This is a genomic window from Staphylococcus lloydii, assembly GCF_015775975.1.
Taxonomy (GTDB): Bacteria; Bacillota; Bacilli; order Staphylococcales; family Staphylococcaceae; genus Staphylococcus; species Staphylococcus lloydii.
On record NZ_CP064056.1, the window covers coordinates 1697195 to 1719716 of the forward strand.

At 32.1% G+C, this 22522-nt stretch carries 24 protein-coding genes and 1 tRNA gene; 3 read left to right on the plus strand and 22 right to left on the minus strand.

Annotation, left to right across the window (positions count from 1 at the left end; genetic code table 11):
• Positions 1 to 10: 10 nt before the first annotated feature.
• The 3 genes from rsmH to bshC all read right to left on the minus strand — a co-directional run bounded on the left by rsmH (position 11) and on the right by bshC (position 3154).
• Positions 11 to 946 carry a 16S rRNA (cytosine(1402)-N(4))-methyltransferase RsmH gene (gene rsmH / locus ISP08_RS08225; protein ID WP_195718299.1) on the minus strand — a complete coding sequence of 312 codons (936 nt, stop codon included), beginning with the start codon at positions 944 to 946 and terminating at the stop codon, positions 11 to 13.
• 14 nt (positions 947 to 960) lie between these two features.
• On the minus strand, positions 961 to 1392 hold the full coding sequence (gene mraZ / locus ISP08_RS08230) for a division/cell wall cluster transcriptional repressor MraZ (protein WP_048794145.1): 432 nt from the start codon (positions 1390 to 1392) through the stop codon (positions 961 to 963).
• Positions 1393 to 1540: 148 nt separating this feature from the next.
• The gene (gene bshC, locus ISP08_RS08235; protein ID WP_195718300.1) at positions 1541 to 3154 is read right to left on the minus strand and encodes a bacillithiol biosynthesis cysteine-adding enzyme BshC; all 1614 of its coding nucleotides are present in this window, start codon (positions 3152 to 3154) and stop codon (positions 1541 to 1543) included.
• Positions 3155 to 3405: 251 nt separating this feature from the next.
• Here bshC and ISP08_RS08240 point away from each other — a divergent pair, with 251 nt between their 5' ends.
• Positions 3406 to 3846, plus strand: coding sequence for an N-acetyltransferase (locus tag ISP08_RS08240; RefSeq protein WP_195718301.1), 441 nt, complete (start codon positions 3406 to 3408; stop codon positions 3844 to 3846).
• A 35-nt stretch (positions 3847 to 3881) separates the two neighbouring features.
• Here ISP08_RS08240 and ISP08_RS08245 read toward each other — a convergent pair whose 3' ends face one another.
• From ISP08_RS08245 to ISP08_RS08255, 3 genes are all read right to left on the minus strand, one after another.
• Positions 3882 to 4565 carry a YjjG family noncanonical pyrimidine nucleotidase gene (locus tag ISP08_RS08245; RefSeq protein WP_195718302.1) on the minus strand — a complete coding sequence of 228 codons (684 nt, stop codon included), beginning with the start codon at positions 4563 to 4565 and terminating at the stop codon, positions 3882 to 3884.
• A gap of 27 nt (positions 4566 to 4592) precedes the next feature.
• Positions 4593 to 4847 carry a DUF805 domain-containing protein gene (locus ISP08_RS08250; protein WP_195718303.1) on the minus strand — a complete coding sequence of 85 codons (255 nt, stop codon included), beginning with the start codon at positions 4845 to 4847 and terminating at the stop codon, positions 4593 to 4595.
• 408 nt (positions 4848 to 5255) lie between these two features.
• The gene (locus tag ISP08_RS08255; RefSeq protein ID WP_048794150.1) at positions 5256 to 5576 is read right to left on the minus strand and encodes an antibiotic biosynthesis monooxygenase family protein; all 321 of its coding nucleotides are present in this window, start codon (positions 5574 to 5576) and stop codon (positions 5256 to 5258) included.
• 250 nt (positions 5577 to 5826) lie between these two features.
• Between ISP08_RS08255 and ISP08_RS08260 the strand changes: the two genes are divergently transcribed.
• The gene (locus ISP08_RS08260) at positions 5827 to 6549 is read left to right on the plus strand and encodes a DUF4396 domain-containing protein (protein WP_195718304.1); all 723 of its coding nucleotides are present in this window, start codon (positions 5827 to 5829) and stop codon (positions 6547 to 6549) included.
• Positions 6550 to 6690: 141 nt separating this feature from the next.
• Here ISP08_RS08260 and isaB read toward each other — a convergent pair whose 3' ends face one another.
• Entirely contained in the window at positions 6691 to 7182 is a 492-nt protein-coding gene (gene isaB / locus ISP08_RS08265; protein ID WP_195718305.1) for an immunodominant staphylococcal antigen IsaB family protein, read from the minus strand.
• A 307-nt stretch (positions 7183 to 7489) separates the two neighbouring features.
• Between isaB and ISP08_RS08270 the strand changes: the two genes are divergently transcribed.
• Positions 7490 to 7792 (plus strand): DMT family transporter, encoded by a 303-nt coding sequence (locus ISP08_RS08270; RefSeq protein WP_244138716.1) that lies wholly within the window; start codon positions 7490 to 7492, stop codon positions 7790 to 7792.
• 131 nt (positions 7793 to 7923) lie between these two features.
• On the opposite strand, the gene ISP08_RS08275 is transcribed toward ISP08_RS08270, so the two are convergent.
• The 15 genes from ISP08_RS08275 to zapA form a co-directional block, all read right to left on the minus strand.
• Positions 7924 to 8514 carry a type 1 glutamine amidotransferase family protein gene (locus ISP08_RS08275; RefSeq protein ID WP_195718306.1) on the minus strand — a complete coding sequence of 197 codons (591 nt, stop codon included), beginning with the start codon at positions 8512 to 8514 and terminating at the stop codon, positions 7924 to 7926.
• A 191-nt stretch (positions 8515 to 8705) separates the two neighbouring features.
• On the minus strand, positions 8706 to 8867 hold the full coding sequence (locus ISP08_RS08280; protein ID WP_195718307.1) for a hypothetical protein: 162 nt from the start codon (positions 8865 to 8867) through the stop codon (positions 8706 to 8708).
• 267 nt (positions 8868 to 9134) lie between these two features.
• Positions 9135 to 9208, minus strand: a tRNA-Arg gene (locus ISP08_RS08285).
• Between the two features lie 187 nt (positions 9209 to 9395).
• Entirely contained in the window at positions 9396 to 9905 is a 510-nt protein-coding gene (locus ISP08_RS08290) for a YfcE family phosphodiesterase (protein WP_195718308.1), read from the minus strand.
• On the minus strand, positions 9905 to 10486 hold the full coding sequence (locus ISP08_RS08295) for an XTP/dITP diphosphatase (RefSeq protein ID WP_195718309.1): 582 nt from the start codon (positions 10484 to 10486) through the stop codon (positions 9905 to 9907). Before ISP08_RS08295 ends, ISP08_RS08290 begins: the two co-directional genes overlap by 1 nt.
• Positions 10461 to 11294, minus strand: coding sequence for a glutamate racemase (gene racE, locus ISP08_RS08300; RefSeq protein WP_048794156.1), 834 nt, complete (start codon positions 11292 to 11294; stop codon positions 10461 to 10463). Before racE ends, ISP08_RS08295 begins: the two co-directional genes overlap by 26 nt.
• 142 nt (positions 11295 to 11436) lie before the next feature.
• Positions 11437 to 12258, minus strand: a complete 822-nt coding sequence (sdhB, locus tag ISP08_RS08305; RefSeq protein ID WP_195718310.1) for a succinate dehydrogenase iron-sulfur subunit — start codon at positions 12256 to 12258, stop codon at positions 11437 to 11439.
• Positions 12259 to 12260: 2 nt separating this feature from the next.
• Positions 12261 to 14024, minus strand: coding sequence for a succinate dehydrogenase flavoprotein subunit (gene sdhA, locus ISP08_RS08310; protein ID WP_048794158.1), 1764 nt, complete (start codon positions 14022 to 14024; stop codon positions 12261 to 12263).
• Positions 14025 to 14073: 49 nt separating this feature from the next.
• Entirely contained in the window at positions 14074 to 14685 is a 612-nt protein-coding gene (locus ISP08_RS08315) for a succinate dehydrogenase cytochrome b558 subunit (protein ID WP_195718311.1), read from the minus strand.
• 322 nt (positions 14686 to 15007) lie between these two features.
• Positions 15008 to 16789 (minus strand): excinuclease ABC subunit UvrC, encoded by a 1782-nt coding sequence (uvrC, locus tag ISP08_RS08320; protein ID WP_195718312.1) that lies wholly within the window; start codon positions 16787 to 16789, stop codon positions 15008 to 15010.
• A gap of 145 nt (positions 16790 to 16934) precedes the next feature.
• Positions 16935 to 17249: a thioredoxin gene (gene trxA, locus ISP08_RS08325; protein ID WP_048794161.1), complete on the minus strand. Its 315-nt coding sequence runs from the start codon at positions 17247 to 17249 to the stop codon at positions 16935 to 16937.
• A gap of 80 nt (positions 17250 to 17329) precedes the next feature.
• Positions 17330 to 19678, minus strand: a complete 2349-nt coding sequence (locus tag ISP08_RS08330) for an endonuclease MutS2 (protein WP_195718313.1) — start codon at positions 19676 to 19678, stop codon at positions 17330 to 17332.
• A gap of 9 nt (positions 19679 to 19687) precedes the next feature.
• A complete protein-coding gene (polX, locus tag ISP08_RS08335) occupies positions 19688 to 21400 on the minus strand; it encodes a DNA polymerase/3'-5' exonuclease PolX (RefSeq protein WP_195718314.1) in 1713 nt (570 codons plus the stop codon).
• A 113-nt stretch (positions 21401 to 21513) separates the two neighbouring features.
• Entirely contained in the window at positions 21514 to 22035 is a 522-nt protein-coding gene (locus tag ISP08_RS08340) for a CvpA family protein (RefSeq protein WP_195718315.1), read from the minus strand.
• Positions 22032 to 22301 (minus strand): cell division protein ZapA, encoded by a 270-nt coding sequence (gene zapA, locus ISP08_RS08345; protein ID WP_048794165.1) that lies wholly within the window; start codon positions 22299 to 22301, stop codon positions 22032 to 22034. Before zapA ends, ISP08_RS08340 begins: the two co-directional genes overlap by 4 nt.
• Between the last annotated feature and the right edge of the window lie 221 nt (positions 22302 to 22522).

Here is a 22522-nt window from a genome sequence, read left to right on the forward strand (position 1 = left end):
CAAGCACTCCTTATTTTAAAATTTCGGCGACACGCAATTTTGCACTACGAGCACGATTATTGTTTTCGGTATCTTCATCGGTTGCAATAATAGGTTTGCGGTTAACGCGTTTTAATTTCGGGGTGTATGCTTCTGGTATTACTGGTAGTCCCCTTGGTACTTCTGGTCCTTTTTCATATTCTTGGAACATTTGTTTACACAAACGATCTTCTAAAGAATGGAAAGTGATTACAGAAATCCTACCACCAACTTTGACAAGCTCAATCGCTTGTTCTAATGAATCTTCGAAAGCAGCTAATTCATCGTTTACTGCTATTCTTATTGCTTGGAAAACTCTTTTAGCTGGATGACCACCTTTACGACGAGCTTTCGCTGGTATCCCCTCTTTAATACTGTCTACAAGTTCTAATGTTGTTTCGATTTCTTTTTGATTACGATTTTGTTCTATACGTCTAGCAATTTGTTTAGCGAATTTTTCTTCTCCATAACGATGGAATATTCTGACTAAATCTTCAAACGCCCATTCATTTACCACTTCATAAGCTGTAAGTTCTTGCGTCTGATCCATTCGCATATCTAATTTCGCATCATGATGATAACTAAATCCGCGTTCAGGAACATCTAGCTGTGGGCTCGAAACGCCTAAGTCGTAATAGATACCATCTACTTTTTCAATATCTAAGTCATTTAAAATTTGTGGTAATTCTCTAAAGTTGTTATGTACGAAGGTTACTTTATACAAATGATCTTTTAAAACTATCTTTGCATTTTCTATAGCTGTAGTATCTTGGTCAATAGCAATCAATCTACCTTCATCATTCAATTGATTTAACAAATAGAGCGCATGCCCTGCTCCACCTAGCGTACAGTCTACATACACACCATCTTCTTTAACATTTAAATAATCAATGGTTTCTTTTAGCATTACGCTTATATGATGAAACAAGTTAATTCCTCCATTTAAAAATCAAAATCTATTAAATCTTCAGCAATCTCTTCGAAACTATCTTCAGATTCTTCGTAGAAGCCGTTCCAAGTTTCTCTATCCCAAATCTCTATACGATTTGAAACACCGATTACTGTACATTCTTTATCTAAGTTCGCGTATTGTCTCAAATTTTGAGGGATGTTAATACGCCCTTGTTTATCAAGCTCTACTTCAACAGCACCTGAAAAGAACATACGCATAAATTTACGTGCATCTTTCTTTGTCATCGGTAAAGTTTTCATTTTTTCTTCAATAACTTGCCATTCTTCCAAAGTATAGCCAAATAAACACTTATCAAGGCCTCGGGTGATAATAAAACGTTCATTTAAGTCATAACGAAATTTAGATGGAACGATCATACGTCCCTTCGTATCTAATTGGTGTTCGTATTCTCCCATGAACATTTTTTCTCACCTCACCTTCTCATATATATAATTTACCACATCTTACCACTATCCTCCACTAATTATACAATTTTCACCAAAATTTATTAAAAAAGACAAAAAAAGACCCGATTCATCATTTGATGAATCGGGTCTAAATACTGATATATCAAGGTTTTATAACTATATGTTCAAAAGTGTAGGAAAGTGGTGGATAGGTGGAGGGGCTGAACACATCTATCCCAAATTCATTCATAATTTGTAATGGATTCCATATTCTTTCTTGTAATCCTTCCATTGGATGCAGTGAATTATTTAATTCCCTAAAGTGTTTCATACTGATGTCATTTTCACGTTCGATATTCAATAAATACCGCTTTATTAAATAATCATACTGCTGCATATGAATTTGATTATTTTTTTCCAACAACAATTTATTGTCATTATTATCTTGTACTTCTTCTTTTAACGACGCATATACCTGCGATTGTTGTTGTTTAAGCTCCTCGATGTTATTAATAAAAGTTTCTGAAGCATGAGCACGTATAAATCTATCTTTAGCACTTTCAGTACCATCCGCAATTATTTCTTCTATTGAAAGCGCGTATTTCGATGATAATTTTTCAATTCTTTCATTAATATAGCTTATTCTTAATCTTGGAATAACAATCGGCATTTCTATATTTAAAGTTTCAAAAACTTCATTTAGTTCTGCCCAATATTTAATTTCACTCGGTCCACCTACAAAAGCTATCGTATTAAATAACCATTCTTCCATTAATGGACGTGTGACAACATTATTAGAAAATCTTTCTGGCGATTGTTCTACAATATTTAACAATTCTTCTTTAGTATAGAAGGAATTGGATTTGCTCGTTTTAAATTTGCCATCTTCAAAAGTTAATAATTGTCTCATATTGTCTTCTTCGATAAATAAATGCACATTTGTATCAGTTTGAATCATTTGTTCAAAACCGTGAGATTCTAATTTAACTTGTGCCGATCTAAAAGCTTCATCTACTTCATTAAATCTATTTATTAATTCTTTTAAGAAAGGCTGTTCCAAAGTTCTTAAATATTTGTCTTGCGCATCTATAAATAATACACCATATTCTTTAAAGACTTCATGTAGTAACGCTTTAAACATAGCTGTCCAACTATCATAACGATCAATAATATTGTGACTTAATGTTAACAATGCTTTCGTATGCTTTGTTTCAGGTTGATGTTTGAAAAATTGAGTTAAAGCATCTTTTAATTGTAACTTATTTGGATAGTAATTAGACATGCTATCTTCAGGGGGTTCTAAAGTATGATATTTAACTTTATGTAACTGTGCTTCATGATTACTATATACAAATGTATGATTAACTTCATCAAAGTCATGATCTTCACCGGCTATCCAAAAAACAGGCACAACAGTCGTTCCATAATCTTTAGCTAGCGACTGACTTAAAGTTATAATCGAGAATATTTTATGAAAAGTATATAGCGGTCCACCAAATAAACCAGCTTGTTGACCTCCTATAACTACTTTCGCCCCTTCTCTTAATTGTTCAATATTTGTAAGTTGTTGCGAAGACAAAGTCAAGTCACTCATATATTGATGAATTACATTTGCAAGTTGTTGTTCTCTACCATTCGTGGATTGTTCCACTTTGTATTTATAATTATCATTGGCCATGGCATCAAATTGATAAAATTTATTTAACGTTTCATCACTATTAGCAAGGCGCGTTATGAATTGATCTTTTTCGTTTAATTTTGTCGTCATACAATCCATTTATAATTCTCCTTATGTCCTATATTCCTAATTAGTATAAAGTTTATACAGTACTTTGACAATTTTACGGCTTACATATAAAAAATTTCTTTCCCATAAAAATATATTTAGTTAATTTCAACTAATGATTTTTAATTTAGATTTCAAAATTATCTATGGGTAAAATCAGTATTTATATACATCTAAAATTGTGAAAAATCATAATATTTAGGGTATAATAGAATATATAAAAATAAAGGGGGGAAGATGCTATGACAAGCGTAAAGCGTCTTGATATAAATTATAAAACTGATGAATTATTCGAAGATTTTAGAAACTTCGGTAATAAAGACTTATATATGGTAGATGAACTGCGTGGCGAAATGATTGATGCAAGTTCTGAATCTCCATTCTATGGTATCTATGTAGGTGAAAGATTAGGAGCAAGGATGGCCCTATATAGAAAAGGAGAAGTCGAAGAAGAACATTTCCCAGAATTCGATGACTATTTAATTATCTGGAAATTAGAAGTCTTAAAAGATTTCCAAGATCGTGGTTATGGTACTGAGCTATTAGACTTTGCTAAATCACATGGTTTACCTATTAAAGTCATTGCACGTAACCAATCAAAAGACTTTTTCGTTAAACAAGGGTTGAAGGATTTACAACAAAAAAACAGCGAAGATTATGACGTATTAATATGGGAACCTTAAAAAGGATTGTGTTAGATTTATCTAACACAATCCTTTTATATTGCTACTAACAATTCATTAAAATGATTAATCGTTACGTCTGCTTTAATATTAGTGTCGTTAATTTGATGTCTAGGATTAAACCAACACGTTTTTATTTTCGCATTTATACCACCTAGTATATCTGAACTTAATGAATCACCAACTATCATCGTATTACTTCTTCGATGTTCACCAATTTTATCAAATACATAATCAAAAAATTCAGGCATAGGTTTTTGATAGCCAGTCTCTTCTGAAACAAATACATCATCAAACAAATCTTTAAACGCAGCTTTGTTTATTCTTCGCTCTTGCGTTTCTAATACACCATTAGTTACTATATATAAATTAAATTTATTACTTAACTCTTTTAATGTATTTAACATATTGTCAAAATAAGTTAATGGTGCATTGGCTAATTCATTTCTGAAAATATGATCAGCTTCGTGACCATCTATATGAATATTATAATTTTCAAAAAAACGTTCAAAACGTTGTGATAAAACCTCTTCCTTAGTTAGCTCGCCTTTTTGAAAATCTTGCCAATGTTGTTGATTCACTTTGGTAAAATAATTAAAGTCTTGTGGTGATGCATCAAAATCATAATGATCTACCATTTTATAAAAAGCATATGTTTCAGCAGCTTCAAAATCTACCAAAGTATCATCAAAATCAAACAGAATTGTACCTTCCTTCATTATATCCCCCCACAATTATTAACTTTATTACTCACTATGACTTTTTCTAACAAAAGTTCTAATTACACGTACAAACATAGAAACTGTCGGCACTAACATTAACAATAATACGATATAGTATAAATTAACAACAGCGTTTTCCCATGTGAACGGAACTAAAAAGCCACTTATCATAATACATAAAGCAATAAAAAAATTAACAAATAAACATGTTATAAAATCTATAACTTTAGCCGTTCCTTTAAAGTCAAATGCGCGTTTCCAAAAATTAATATAAGTCATTCAATTGTCCTCCGTTAAGTTTATTGTCTTTCTAAATTAATTTTAATATTATATATTTAAAAGTCTATATTAATTCTTATATGAGTAAAAATTTTGGAATAAAAAGCAAAAAAGGCAACCATATACGGTTGCCATAACAGAATGAATGTCCATTTAAATCAAATGTTACCATTTGATTGTGTATCACTGTTTGAGCAGAACAATGATACAAGAGAACTTAAGTGTACAAATCTCTTGAATATTTGTAACACACTCGTAATATAACATTAATTAAATAGAAATAAAACTCCTAACGCCATTTAGTAATTTAAAATATATATGTCGCGGAACACTATTAAAAATACATGTATCGATACACGATTAAACTATTTATAATTAAGTATTTATAACCGGAAATATTGTTCCCTATTACTCTACTATTTCATATTTTTTTATTTGTTTTTCTATTTTTTGATATTTTGCTTTTTCTTGTTCCTCAGTTTCTTTATTCATACTTTTATGTTCTTCAACATGATCTGGTCTAGAGACCCAAGCTTGAAAGTCCTTTTTATCGTCCCATTTTGAAACAATAGCATATTCTAATTTGTTTTTAGACTCACTTTTCCACACTTCAGCACCTCTGAAACCTTGAAAACCCTCAAAGTCCTCTTTAGCATGACTTGCTTTATTATCTAAGATAGAACGCACTTCAAAATCTTTAGTTGAAAACGTAACTTGTGCAATAAACAATCTTAATCACTCCTTTTTCAATGTATAACTTAATGTAACAGACTTAAGTTTTTAAAACATATGAAATGCACCACAAAATTAATATTAGGGTTAGTGACCATCCAAATTATATTAATATGTAAAAGCAATTTAACGTCGTATTTATGGCGTAAAATTCCTAACATTAAATAGATGAGCTTACTTGATTTAAAAAGCAATATGTTATTCTTAATAAAAAATAATCTTCAGATTTTAAGAAAGGAGAATTTTAATGTTATCACTATTATCAATATTATTTATCATTATATCTGTTATACAATTTTTCGTTATATTAATTGATATAGTCAAAAGCCCTCAAAAAATGTTTATCATGAATATTGTTTGGCCTCTAACAGGACTCTATTTCCCTATTTTAGGTATCATTGGCTATTACAGTTTAGGAAAAACAAACAATGATAGTCATTCACATCATAGTCATTCACATCATAGTCATTCACATCATAGTCATTCACATCATAGTCATTCACATCATAGTCATTCACATCATAGTAAACCATTTTGGCAAAGCGTAACTATATCTACAACACACTGTAGCGCAGGTTGTTCTTTAGGAAATTTAATTGGAGCTCCAATTATTTTCTTGTTTGGGATAACATTCTTTAACAATGAGTTAGCTACTACACTAATAACAGAGTTTATTTTAGCGTATATTTTCGGATTATTATTTCAGTATTTTCATATGGAAATCAAACATGATCATCCATTTGCAGACTTAATGGATGCAATAAAAGCAGACACTTTATCACTTATAGCATTTGAAATTGGTATGTTTGGCTTTATGATAATAATGCATTTTGCAATTAATAATGCACTTCTACAACCAAATAAATTAGAATATTGGTTCTTAATGCAAATAGCTATGCTTATTGGTTTTATCACCAGTTATCCTATAAATTGGTATCTTGTCAAAAAAGGAATAAAACATGCAATGTAATGTAAACTGAACAATTTTATTGAACAAAAATAACCCCACCTAAAAATAGATGGGGCTGTAATCAAAACATTGCCACTGAATGGCTCCTTTAATTGTATCATAAAAATAAGCCATATCTTAATATATGTTGTTATTTAATCATTAACTATTAATTTGAACTTTTGTAACATATCCATCGTTGAGATAAAATTGAACTTTTTTACCACCGATATTGTAAATATAATTTAGGCCTGCCGGTGAGTCAGTTGGCGAAGCTTTAGCTTGTCCGTAAGCATTAAATAAAGCTTCTTTTGAAACAGATTTACCATCTAAATCAAAAGTTACAGAATCGGCTTTATTTTCACCCACTACGCGAAAAGATTGATCATACTTGTCTACCATTTTACTAGTATTTGAATCTCCCTTAGAAATTTTATATCCATTGATTTTTAAATTATCGTACTTAATTGCATTTTTGAAGTTTTTATCCAATATAAAGTTACTACTTGCAGAAGTATAGCCTGTATAATTGTAATAAGGCGTTTGCGCAGCATGGGCTTCATTTTGAACATTTTGGGAAGCTAAAGCATTAGCTCCTATCGTTGTGCCAAATACTAAACTACTTGCTAAAGCGATTTTTGAAACTTTATTCACCTAACCACTCCTAATTTGTATTTGAATCATAAACGATTCAATTGTAATACTACATCATTTATACATATTATACAATTTAGAAGATGAATAATTAAAAGCAGTTATTCGAATGAGTATGTATCTTTTATATAATATTTTTATAAATTTGTATAATGTACAAATAACATATTTATTTTTTGGAGGAACAATCTTTATTTAATTAATATAAGTTGTTATCATGGTAATAAGACAAAAAAAGTCATACATTTATATTTATTTCTAAAATACATAACCGAAGGGAGTTTTTATGGCATAATTATATTTATTTATAGCAATAATAACCGAAATAACTGGTAGTGTATCATTGAAAGCTTCAGAAGGTTTTAGCAAATTATATCCAAGTTTATCCGCAATATTTTCTTTTATAATTTGTTTTTATTTTTTTAGTTTAGCAATGAAATACCTACCTTTAGGCTTAAGTTACGCAACATGGGCTGGCTTAGGTTTAGTGCTAAGTACAATCCTTTCAGTCGTAATATTCAAAGAATCGCTGAACTCAATCGGGATTATATCAATAATATTTATAACAATTGGTATCGTTTTACTAAATACTATTGGTACATCAAGATAATTAACTAATTATCTATAAGGCTCAATTTATTAATTAATTTAAAAACAAACCACCCTGCGACATGTGTAGGGTAGTTTGTTTTGTTTCAGGACAAGAAGAAATCTGTTTTTAAAAAAACAGAAACATTCAACTTATACATACGGATTTCCATATTTTTCACTATATTTATAGAAGCCAAATCTATTCATAAACATTTTCTTTTTAATGTTTTCTTCAGAAGTAAAATCAATCTCTCTTAAAATTGATTCAGTAAATTCAAGTGGAGCTGTACCATTTGCTGTTATAAGCGAATTATCTCTAACACTTTGCTTCTCTATAAATTTAAACTCAGGTTTATATTTTTTATAATTTTGCCACATATAAGCCGAATTACCAGTATGTTTATATTTATTCAAAAAACCATTTCTAGCTAAATAATCAACTGCACCACATATAGCACCAATTACTATATTTTTCTTAAATGCTTCATTAACGAAATTAAAAAGCCTCTCAGAATCAATATCCCACGAATCCCCTCCAATCATGACTAACAGGTCATAATCCTTGGGTTCACCATCAATAACATAGTCTACTAAAACAGAAAAACCGCCCAAAGAAGACACCTTTTTATTAATAGAAACAGTACTTACAGACCAACTATCACTTTGATGTAAAGTTGAAGATAGATATGCACCTTCCCAATCTGCAAACTCATCTAATAAAAGAAATAAAGCTTTTTTCAAAATAAAAACTCCTTTTATTTTTAGATTACTTAACCTTATTACTTTATACACACTGACCTCGTACCCCTTAACAATCATAAAACTTGTCTAATGTTCGACTTAATAGACCACATTATGCCGACATTCATCTTCAAGTTTAGTTAAGGGTTCTTTTTTACGCATAATAAATTACTTCGGCATAAATAAGTAACTTACATCTTTCGTTTAGCATTCCAACCAATCAAAATATTACCAATAAATCCTAATATACCGCAGAATAAAGCGACAGAAAATGAATTATTACCCATATAAAAAACAACTAAAAACATCAATATTCCCGTCACTAAACTTATTATAAACGAACTTAACTTCATAAAGTAAGCAACTCCTTTTTAACAAGCTTTATATAAATTATCCTCTATATATAAAATTAACATAATAAAACAGAGCAAGCACCTAAGCGCCTACCCTAATGATTGTGATTCATTGAAGAAAATAGAAAAGCAGTAGAAGCGTTACAAATTTTATAATCTTGGTGTATTTTTGGTGTAGTAAAAGTTAAATTATTAAACTTAACGATTAAAAAATCCCGTTAAATCAACGTTTTACTTACGTCAATTTAACGGGATTTATCTTTTTAGCGTCCTGGGAGGGATTCGAACCCCCGACCGATGGCTTAGAAGGCCATTGCTCTATCCAGCTGAGCTACCAGGACATGACATTTTTGAACACAATAATTATTATATCTAAAGGCTTATTATAAAGCAATACTTTTAAAGGCAAAAATAAAGATGATTTTTCACTATTATAGATTATTTTGCACCTTTAGAGATTTTTGAATATTATTATATAAAAAATAATTTAATAAAAGGTGCATTTATAACATAATGCACCTTTTCAATTTAAATATCGAAATTTATAGTATCAATCACTTGATGATCACGATTTCTGAAATTAAGTGTCGCAGCAGTATTATTGTCGTTAATAATTAGTTCAGCATATGTCTCTTCTATATTACTTCTAGATTGTGAAATACTGCCCGGGTTAATTACGTGAACGCCATCTATACACTCATATTTAGCTACATGTGTATGGCCGTAAAAAGCAAATTGACACGCTTTACTTTTAGCCGTTGCGGCCAATCTTTCACGAGAATAGTTTACTTGGAATAAATGACCATGAGTTACATATGCATTTATGCCATTTTCGCTAATCGTTAGGTCATTGGGAAATTCTGGATAAAAGTCTGTATTACCTTTTACTCTGTGAAAATAACTTAGTTCTGTATCATCGTAAGTAAATTCTGAATCTCCTAAATGCAATGCTACATCTACATCATCATATTGATTAATTACATCGAATAAAATACCTTTTTCAGTATGGTTGTCACTTACAATTATCCATTTTGCCATTAATTTACACCTTCTAAATAACTTTGTAATTGAGCGATGGCTTTCTTTCTATGGCTGATTTCATTTTTATCTTCTGCTGGCATTTGTGCTAAAGTTTTATTTTTTTCTGACACATAAAATATAGGGTCGTAGCCAAAACCTTCTTCCCCTATTTTATCTAGAGTAATTTCACCAGTTAGTTCACCTCTAAATTGTATCGTTTCACCTTCAGCAGTCGTCATGCTAATGACACAAACAAAACGTGCTTCACGATTTGTGTCATCACCTAATTTATCTAATACTTTTTCAATATTAGCCTCATCATCTTTCTCAGTGCCTGCATATCTAGCAGAGTATACACCAGGTTCACCATTTAATGCCTTAACTTCTAAACCGCTATCGTCTGCTATAACTGTTTTGTTGACTGCTTGGGCACCAGCTTCAGATTTTAGCTTTGCATTTTCTTCAAAAGTAGTCCCTGTTTCTTCAACATCAAAACCTTCAACTAAATCACTAATGGGTATGATATTGAAGTCTGGAAAAATAACTTTAAAGTCATTAAGTTTACCTTTATTATTAGATGCTATGACTATATCTTTCATTTTCAACCTGCTCCTCTACATTAACTTTTTCAACTTCTACAGTCATATTTAACCACTCTTTAATTATTCTTTCGATGTGTTCAGTATCTCCTGTAGCAAAAAATTTATGTTGTGGATTTTTTTTGTAGCCAGCGTGTTCATTACTGAATGTTAATAATGCACTCACTTCTCTGGCAGTTTCTAAACCTGATGAAATGACAGTCTTCGTACCATCAAAATAGTCATAAATATATTTATATAATAATGGATAATGCGTACACCCTAAAATTACAGTGTCAGCTTTACTATTACGCCATTGTTTTAAAGTTTGGTGAATGACGATGCTTGTAATAGTTGGGTCTTTATATCGCATTTGCTCTACTAATGGTACAAATCCAGGGCAAGCTATACCAGTCACTTCTACGTTAGGATTAATATTTTTTATATGGTGACGATATGCCTCTGATTTAACAGTACCTTCTGTACCTAATATTAAAACATTTTGATTTTGTGTCGTCATGATAGCGGTTCTTGCGCCCGGTTCGATTACACCAATTACTGGTATTGTTAACCTTTCTTGTAGTGCGTCTAAAGCAACTGCTGTAGCAGTGTTACATGCGATGACTAACATTTTAATATCGTATTGCATAAGTTTCTCTACAAGTTGTATTGTGAACTGTTTAACCTCTTCACCAGATCTTGGACCATACGGACATCTTTTAATATCACCCAAATAATAAATTGTTTCGTTAGGTAATTGTCGTATGATTTCGCTAGCAACGGTTAAACCACCTACTCCAGAATCTATAACTCCAATTGGTTTATCCATATATGCCTTCATCCTCATAATGTTAATAAGTTTTATTGTAGCACAGAATCTTTGGTATATTCACTCATCAAACCTAAAAACTGCACGAATACCATAAAAAAACCAACATTTGTAATAGTTACAAATGTTGGTTAAATAGTTATTAATGAACTTGATGGTCTGAACCAAAGAATGATTTAAACATATGGAATGATGTTTCTCTATTTAATGCTGCAATTGAAGTCGTCAAAGGAATACCTTTTGGACAAGCATTAACACAGTTTTGAGAATTACCACATGCTTGTAATCCTCCACCACCCATTAAAGCTTCTAATCTTTCATCTTTTGTCATAGAACCAGTTGGATGTAAGTTAAATAATCTAACTTGAGAAATTGCTTGAGCACCAACGAAATCATTATTTTGAGTAACGTTAGGACAAACTTCTAAACAAACACCACAAGTCATACATTTTGAAAGTTCATAGGCAGTTTGACGTTTTTTCTCAGGCATACGTGGACCAGGGCCTAAATCATAAGTACCATCGATTGGAACCCATGCTTTCATACGTTTTAAGTTATCGAACATTCTAGAACGATCTACTTGTAAGTCACGAATAACTGGGAAAGTACTCATTGGTTCTAAGCGAATAGGTTGTTCTAAGTAGTCAACAATCGCTGAACATGATTGTCTCGCTTTACCATTGATTACCATTGAACAAGCACCACATACTTCTTCAAGACAGTTCATATCCCAAGTTACAGGTGTTGTTTTTTCACCTTTACTATTTACAGGATTTCTTCTGATTTCCATTAAACATGCAATAACGTTTAAGTTTTCGCGATATGGAATTTCGAATTCTTCCATGTAAGGTTTAGATTTATCATCATCTTGTCGTTTGATAATTAATTTAATCGTTTTTTGTTGATTGCTTTGTTCTGTACTTTGAACATCTTGTACGTCATTTGCTTCTTTAGTTTCTGCCATGATTATTTACCTCCTTTAGACTTAGCCGTATAGTCACGTTTACGAGGTGCTACTAAACTTATATCTACATCTTCATAAGTAAATTTAGGAGCTTGGCTTTTACCTTGGAACTCAGCTAAAGTTGTTTTTAACCACTCTTCGTCATTTCTATCTGGGAACTCAGGTTTGTAGTGTGCGCCTCGAGATTCGTTACGGTTATATGCACCAATAGTAATAACTCTTGCTAGCTCTAACATGTTCCATAGTTGGCGAGTAAAGAATACTGCTTGGTTACTCCAAGTTTGTGTATCCTCAATATCAATATTATTGTAACGTTCCATCAATTCTTGAATTTTTTTGTCAGTTTCTAGTAATTTATCATTTTCACGTACAACAGTTACGTTAGCTGTCATCACTTCGCCAAGCTCTCTATGAAGTTTGTAGGCATTTTCGTCGCCTTTCATTTGAAGTAACTTGTCGAATTTTTCTTGCTCTTCACGTACTTTACGTTCATAAATTTCATCACCTAAATCTTCGTAAGAAGTTTCGATGTTTTCAATATATTTAATCGCATTAGGTCCGGCAACAGTACCGCCATAAATTGCAGATAATAATGAGTTCGCACCTAAACGGTTACCACCATGTTGAGAGAAATCACATTCACCAGCTGCAAATAGACCTTTAATATTAGTCATTTGATCATAGTCTACGTATAAACCACCCATTGAATAATGGACAGCAGGGAAAATCTTCATAGGCACTTTCTTAGGATCGTCACCAGTGAATTTTTCGTAAATTTCGATGATACCACCAAGTTTAACGTCTAATTCATGTGGGTCTTTGTGTGAAAGGTCTAAGTAAACCATGTTTTCACCGTTAATACCTAATTTTTGGTTAACACAAACATCGAAGATTTCACGTGTCGCAATGTCACGAGGTACTAAGTTACCATAGTCAGGATATTTTTCTTCTAAGAAATACCAAGGTTTTCCGTCTTTATAAGTCCAAATACGGCCACCTTCACCACGTGCTGACTCACTCATTAATCTTAATTTGTCATCACCAGGAATTGCTGTAGGGTGAATTTGGATAAACTCACCGTTCGCATATAATGCACCATCTTGATATGCAATTGATGCTGCTGATCCTGTGTTAATCATAGAGTTTGTCGTTTTACCAAAGATGATACCAGGGCCACCTGTAGCCATAATTACAGCGTCAGCGCCGAATGACTTAATTTCAGAAGTCGTAAGGTTTTGCGCTACGATACCTCTTGCCATATTGTCATCATCTTTGACTATGCCTAAAAATTCCCATCCTTCAAATTTGTTTACAAGGCCATCTACTTCATGACTACGAACTTGTTCGTCTAAAGCATAAAGTAATTGTTGCCCTGTTGTTGCACCTGCATAAGCTGTTCTGTGGTGTAACGTACCACCAAAACGTCTGAAGTCTAATAAACCTTCGTTAGTTCTATTAAACATTACGCCCATACGGTCTAACAAGTGGATGATTTTTGGCGCTGCATCTGTCATTGCTTTTACTGGTGGTTGGTTTGCTAAGAAGTCTCCACCATATACTGTGTCATCAAGGTGAACTGCTGGAGAATCTCCTTCACCTTTTGTATTTACTGCTCCATTTATACCACCTTGGGCACAAACAGAGTGTGAACGTTTAACAGGCACGATTGAGAACAAGTCTACATATGCACCTTGTTCTGCTGCTTTAATTGTTGCCATCAGACCGGCAAGTCCTCCACCGACAACAATAACTTTCTTCTCTGCCATACTATGTCACTCCCCTAAAATGTATCTAAAGACTAATTTAATTTAAATATTATAAGAACGCTAAAATTGCACTAACACCGATGTAACTAACTACTAAGAATACAATTAATGAAACCCAAGTGAATGCTTGTTGAGATTTCTTAGATTGTAAGACACCCCATGTAACTAAGAATGACCATAATCCGTTCGCAAAGTGGAATGTCACTGAAAGTGTACAGACTATGTAAAAGATTAACCACAATGGATTTGAAACTATGTCATGTACTAATGTAAAGTTCACCGGATGACCTAACGCAACTTGAATACGTGTTTGCCATAAGTGAATACCAACGAATACGAAAGTAATTACACCTGTAATTCTTTGTAGTAAAAACATCCAGTTTCTAAATAGTGAATAATGTCCAACGTTTTCTTTTGCTGTAAACGCAATGAAAACGCCATATACACCATGATAGAAAATAGGAATGTAAATAAATAAAAATTCCAAAACAATTAAAAATGGTAAAGATTCCATGAATCCTGCTGCTTTATCAAAAGCAGACGCACCTTTAGTTGCTTGATGGTTTACAAGTAGATGCACAAGTAAAAAGCCACCAATTGGAATTACGCCTAGTAATGAGTGTAAGCGTCTTAAATAGAATTGATTTTTCGTGTAAGCCAAAAGGAAGTCCCCCCTGAGAAACAAATAATTTATTTGATTTCTTTTTTTCAGCAATTACTCGCGCTAACCAAATAAAAATTATTAAGAACAAAAACATGAAACTTACATGAAAAGTTGTCTCTATGTAAGTTCGACGTTTCAATTGTTAATAATTTAAATATCACACCATATAAAATGAATCTAAAATTAAGTGATAATACTTATCAATTAGAAAACGCTTCCATAATTTAGAAAAAAAAGAAATCTCTTTGCCTATTATTGTAACACTAAATAAAGTAAATTTGGGCATGAGAATGATTCTCACACCCATTTTTTTGATTTACTAATTTTTGAGTGCATCATAAAGGTTTTCAGCAACATTTTTTGGTAATCCTGTTTTTGTAAAATCTTCAATAGATGCCTCTTTCATTTTTTTAATCGATCCAAAAGTTCTTAATAATTTAGTTTTTCGTTTCGAACCGATACCATCAACTGTATCGAGCACGGATTGCAGTCCTGTTTTTTGTCTAGTTTGTCGATGGAAAGTAATAGCAAATCTATGCACTTCATCTTGAATACGATGTAACAGGTAAAATGCTTGGCTATTTTTCTTCAACGGTACGACTTCGGCACTCGCACCATAAAGTAAGTCAGAAGTTTGGTGTTTATCATTTTTCTTTAAACCTGCCACAGGAATATCTAAACCAAGTTCATTTTCTAAAACATCTATTACGCCACTCATATGTCCTTTACCACCATCAACAATAATGAGATCAGGCAATGGCGTACCTTCTGTTAATACACGTGTATATCTTCTTCTAACGACTTCTCGCATAGATTTATAATCATCCGGACCTTCTACGCTTTTAATTTTATATTTGCGGTAACCTTTTTTATTAGGTTTACCATCGACAAATGACACCATAGCCGAAACTGGATCTACACCTTGAATATTTGAATTATCAAAAGCTTCGATTCGAATTGGCGTTTGAATACCCATTCTTTCGCCTAATTCTTCTATTGCTTTAACGGTACGAGATTCATCTTTTGCAATAAGTTCAAATTTATTATCTAACGTAATTTCTGCATTATGATTAGCTAAATCAACCATTTCTTTTTTCTTACCTTTTTGTGGTTGTACAATTTTAGTATCCACGACCGAGTTAATCACATCTTTATTTAAATTTTTAGGTACATGAACTTCTTTAGGTAAAATGTGTTGATTTAAATCATAAAATTGTCCAATAAACGTATAGAACTCTTCCTCTTCCGTCTGTTGTAACGGAATCATTGTAGCATCACGTTTTATCATATTACCTTGTCGCACGAAGAAGACTTGGATGCACATCCAACCTTTAGATACGCTGTAACCAAAAACATCTCTTACAGTATAGTCTTTTGAAATAATCTTTTGTTTCTTCGTTAAGTTGTTTATATGTTCAATTAAATCTCTATATTCTTTTGCACGTTCAAAGTCTAGTTCTTCACTTGCTTTTTGCATACGTTCTTCCAAATTACGTAAGATAGTTTTATCTTCACCATTAAGAAAATCGGATATTTCTCGTGTCATTTCAGCGTATTTACTTTGTTCCACTGGATATACACACGGCCCCATACATTGCCCAATATGGTAATAAAGACATAATTTGTCAGGCATTTTATCACATTTTCTAAATGGATAAATACGATCAAGTAATTTCTTTGTTTCCTGTGCTGAATAAGCATTAGGATAAGGTCCGAAATATTTACCAGTGCCTTTTTTTACAGTACGCGTAACGATTAACTTCGGATGCTTTTCTTTAGTTATTTTGATGAATGGATAACTTTTATCGTCCTTCAACAATATATTGTAACGCGGTTGATATTGTTTTATTAAGTTTAACTCTAGTAACAATGATTCTGTTTCACTAGAAGTTACGATATATTCAAAATTTCTAATTTCACTGACCAGTCGCGTTGTTTTTGCATCATGTGCCCCAGTAAAATAAGAGCGTAATCTATTTCTTAATTTTTTAGCTTTTCCTACATATATAACTTGGTTATTTCTATCTTTCATTAAATAACAACCGGGTTCCATCGGTACGACCGTTAATTTTTGTTTTATTTGCTCTTGATAAGTTTCCATGATTTACCTCCTTTCTTTTATATTAGTCCGTTCATAGTAATGCTATATTTCAGCAATGTATATATTATAAAACATTATTCGACGTTTATTACAAAAATTAAAGCTGATACATTAATAGTTAATGTACCAGCTTTAAGCATTTATCTTATAGATGTTTATCGATAACTTCTGCTAAGTTTTCTTTAGGTTGGAAACCAACAACTTTATCAACTGGTTCTCCATCTTTAAACACAATTAGAGTTGGAATACTCATAACTTCAAATTTAGCTGCAGTTGATGGGTTTTCATCAACGTCTAATTTTAAGATATTTGCTTTTCCATCATAGTCACCAGCAAGTTCTTCTAGAACTGGTGCTATCATTTTACAAGGTCCACACCAAGTTGCCCAAAAATCTACTAAGTTAACTCCAGATTTAATATTTTCATCAAAGTTTGAATCAGTTGCTTTTACGATTGCCATAAATGCCAATCCTCCTTATTTTCAAATGATGAGCAAATTATAACAGAATTTAATTTATTCTGCATAGCCCTTGCTCAATATTATTTAAGTTCTACTACCGTAACGCCAAAACCACCTTCGCTAGGCATTCCATTTCTATAAGATGCCACACTTTTGTGGTTTTTCAAATAGTTTTGCACACCTTTTTGCAAAGCACCTGTCCCTTTTCCGTGAATAATATTGACTTGCTGATAATTGCTTAATACGGCTTGGTCAATATATTGGTCAAGTTCATTAAGTGCTTCTTCATAACGATAACCTCTTAAGTCTAAATCCATTTTTATATTTTGTCTATTTTGACGCTTAACCATTTTTGTAGGTGCTTCTTGTGTCTTTTTCGTTTTCTCTAGGTCGCTTAATGGGAGTTTCATTTTAATGATTCCCATTTGAACAATTGCTTCTTCGTTTGATACAACTTCAAGGACTTCACCTTTTTGACCGTAAGTTAATACTTTAACTTCGTCGCCAGCATGAATTTCATCCCATTTTTGTTTTTTCACTTGTTGCTTAATATCTTTTGCTTCATATTGATCATCAAGTTGTTTTTTCTTATCTATAAGTTCATGTTCTTTTACGTCAGCGCCTTTTTTATCGCGTAACGTTCTTAAATCTTTTAATATTTGATCCGCTTCTTGTGTCGCAGATTTAACACGTTGGTTTGCTTTATCTTTAGCTTCGTCCATTAAGCGTTTTTCATAAGCTTGATATTGTTCATATTTCTTCTCTAATTCATCATGTGTTTCTTGTGCTTCTCTCAATAATTTGTCGAGTTCTATACGTTGATCATCTACACGTTTAGAATTGCTTTCAAGCGAAGCTATCATTTCGTTAATTTCTTGTTCATCTTGACCAATCATAGATTGAGCTTGTTGAATAATTGTCTTATCAAGACCTAATTTACTTGATATATCAAAGGCATTCGAACGTCCTGGTACACCCATTAATAATTTATAAGTTGGGCTTAACGTCGTTACATCAAATTCAACACTCGCATTCATGACGCGTTCTCTATTATAGCTATACGCTTTTAACTCTGGATAATGTGTCGTAGCCATGACTAAACTATTAACGTTGTGTACATAATCTAAAATACTCATAGCAAGTGCTGCACCTTCACTAGGGTCAGTACCTGCACCTAACTCGTCAAATAAAATCAAGCTATCCGATGTCGCATCTTCCAGTATTTCAACTATGTTTTTCATATGAGATGAGAAAGTTGAGAGTGACTGTTCTATCGATTGCTCATCTCCAATATCACAAAATACATTTTCAAAGATACTTAATTTGCTGCCATCTAAAGTAGGAATTAAAAGACCCGACTGCGCCATAACGACTATCAGTCCAAGTGTTTTTAAAGTTACTGTTTTACCACCAGTATTTGGCCCCGTGATTATAACTGTAGATATGTCTTCGGCAAATTCAATTGTATTGGCAACAACGGTTTCTTGATCCAATAAAGGATGGAATGCTTTAGGTAAATAAACGGTACGTTCTGTATTAAATGTTGGCTTTGTTGCTTTAATGGAACTAGCATAACGCGCTTTCGCGATTAAAAAGTCGATTTGTCCCATTACATTTTCAGCAGTTAGGCAACCTTCTGCTTCAGTAGCTACTTCTGCAGTTAATTCAATTAATATACGTTCCCTTTCGACCGCTTCATCATTTTTCAGTCTACTAATTGTATTATTCATTTCTACTACAGAATTAGGTTCTATATATAATGTCTGTCCTGAGGCAGATTGGTCATGCACGATACCATTAAAGTCTTGACGGTATTCCGCTTTAACAGGGATAACATTTCGGTCATTTCTAACTGTAACTAAAGCATCTGATAATTTCTTTTGATTGCTTTGGCTTTTAACTATTCTATCAAGATTTTGTTTAATTTTTTGTGTCGTACTCGCAATTTTACTGCGAATGCCTTGCAATTCATAACTCGCATCATCATATAAATCATACGTATCACATTTTTGATGAATCGTTTGATACAAATTTGTTAATACAGGTAATTGTTCCATTCTGCCATGCAAAATAGGATATAAAATTTCTTCATCGTCTTCTAACAGTTGATTATAAAAAGTTTTAAATTGGTTCTGCACTTGAATTAATCTTTTAATTAAATTCAGTTCGCTAACATTTAATATACCTCCAATTGTTGCTCTATGGACTAACTGTGAAACCTTCGATAGACCGCTCAAACTAGGTAATCTATGTTTATTATAAATTTGGGATAATTCATCTGTTTCATCAATTTGAAATTGAACTGTATTCAAATCTATTGCTGGTGACATGCTTTGCGCTTTTTCACGGCCTATGTCACTAATAGTTTCTTTCTCTACTAAAGCTTTAATTTTATCGAATTCTAAGACATCTAATGATTTCTGTCTCATGTAATCCCTCTATTTCTTCAATTTAATATTGTTTTCAATAAATGATTTAAATGATGCTCTTGTCATAGTATTAATGACTCTATCTTTATGAACAAAACCTTTTTCGGCTGTGGCTACGCCGTATTTCATAAAGTTCAAATGGTCTACGTGATGTGCGTCAGTATTAATCGTTAATTGGACATTAGGATGTTTTTTAACAACTTCTGCATTTAAATCAAGACGCTTCGGATTAGCATTAATTTCTAATATAGTATTTGTATCTTCTGCTAATGCACATAATTTATCAATGTTTGGTTCATAACCAGGTCTTCTACCAATAATACGACCTGTAGGATGCGCTATATGTCTTACATAAGGATTTCGACAAGCATTTTCTAAACGTTGCATGATTTCATCTTCACTTTGATTAAAGCTTTGATGAATTGCAGCAATAACATAATCTAACTTAGCTAATATTTCATCACTATAATCTAAACTTCCATCTGGTAATATATCCATTTCTATTCCAGAATAAATATCTATTTCATCATATTGCTTATTGAGTTCTTTTATTTCTTCATTTTGTCGTAATAAGCGTTCTTCAGACAAACCATTAGCAACTTTTAGACTTTGAGAATGGTCAGTGATTACCATAAACTCATATCCTTTTTTTATATTTGCTTCTATCATATCTTTGATACTAAATGCGCCATCACTATATGTTGTGTGCATATGGATATCACCGTTAATATCATCAAGCGTTATTACATTTGATAAGTCTTTATCAAATTCACTGCCATCTTCACGCATTGCAGGCGCAATCCATTCTACGTCAAAATGTTGGTATATTTCTTCTTCACTTTGATATTGTATTAAATTTCCATCAGCTTGTTCTATACCGTACTCGCTAATTTTTTCATTTTTATCTTTCGCCATCTGACGAATTCTAATATTATGATCCTTTGAACCTGTAAAGTGTTGTAACGTATGATAAAAAGCCGCTGGTTCGATTAGACGGAAATCTACGCCTATTGTTTCATCATCATAACTTACTTCAAGTGACACTTTCGTAGAGCCAACTGCCACTTCTTTTTGTTTATTTGGTATTTTAATTAATGCTTCTTGAACTGACTGAGGATTTGTTGTGCTAATAATATAATCTAAGTCTTTACTGGATTCTTTATATCTTCTGAAGCTGCCGGCAACTTCATATTTATCAATGTCATCAATAGTATCTAGGAACTCATTTATTTCCGCACTCAAACCTCGCATTTGGTCGATAGGATAATGATCTTTTTTAGCACCTAACGCTTTTACCGCTTCTAAAATATTTTGCTCTGTTTTTTTAGCAAAACCGCTTAGTTCACTCACTTTGCCTTGTTCACAAGCACTTTGTAGCGCTTCTTTATCAGTGATATTTAATTCTTTATATAATTTAGCAATTTTTTTACTACCTAAACCTTGTATTTTTAACAATGGTACTAGGCCTGCAGGAACTTCTTGTTCAAGCGCAGCTAATGTCGATGATTCTTTCGTCTGTCTATATTCGTCAATTACTTCACCTACGCCCTTTCCTATGCCTTTTAATTCTGTAACGTCTTCAATTTCTTCTAAAGGACGTTCATCTATTTCTAAACTTTGCGCAGCTTTTCTATATGCTGAAACTTTAAATGTATTCTCGCCTTTTAATTCCATATAAGTGGCAATTTTTTCTAATAATTGGATAACATCTTTTTTTGTCATATCAATTCTCCTCATAAAAAAAGGGCAAGACAAGTTAACATGTGCAAATTGCAACAGTATAAAACTTGCGCCTTGACCTCCTGGATAATAAATTTCTCAGTTTCAATAAGCTATTATATTTTTAAAATAAAGTGTGATAAAAATGGTATGTTTAAAATTAATGGTTTACCAGTTAAAGATACTGAAAGTTGTGATTGTACTATTTCATTTGGATAGATCGCTAACACATAAAGCGCTAAATTCACTACTATTAATGAAGTGATTATACTAACTACCACGCCAATTATTCTACTCCATAGCGTAATACGAGATTGCTTAATCATATTATCAAATACAGCTACAATAGCATAGAGAATCAACTTCACAATGATAGCGATAAAAATAAATGCAATAATATGATAAAAACGCTCTTGCAATTGTTCGAACGGCACAGCAAAATTCATATCATACGCCACCGTTTTCGGAAACGGGACAAACAATTCTAAACGACGTGCAATCATTAGATAGTATGTATTACTTATAAATAAAGCGGCTACTGTACAAGCCCCATGTAATATACTAAAACCCAAACCACGTCTAAAGCCAATAACTGCCATATAAATAAAAACAAGCGCTACAGCTAAATCTATAATCATTGATTTTCTCTATTTTTATATTGCTGCAATTCTTGTTGCAGTTTATAGTTTTCTTCTTCTAATTGCACTTTTTCATGCATGACATTCACTGCAGTAAGTACCGCTTTTCGCGTAGTATCTAACCCTGCATTTTTACGGCCTAATTCTTTTAACTTTTCATCAACCAAATTCGCAACATAGCGTATATGTTCAGGATTATCAGTTCCTACAATAGTATAATGTTTATCATTTATGATTACGTTGATTCTATTCTTAAACTCACCCATATGATAGCTCCTACCTTTTATATTATAGTTCGTAGTTATTTAATCAAAATAGCGTTTATCAACTACTTATATTAAAAATATTTATCATCAGTCATTATACAATACTGTATAATATTTTGTAAGACCTGTGATTTAATTAGTAAATTCACTTTAATGTTATATAATTTTAGAAATCTAAATGTCCAAAGTGCTATGATCATTACTTTATGATAAGATTATTA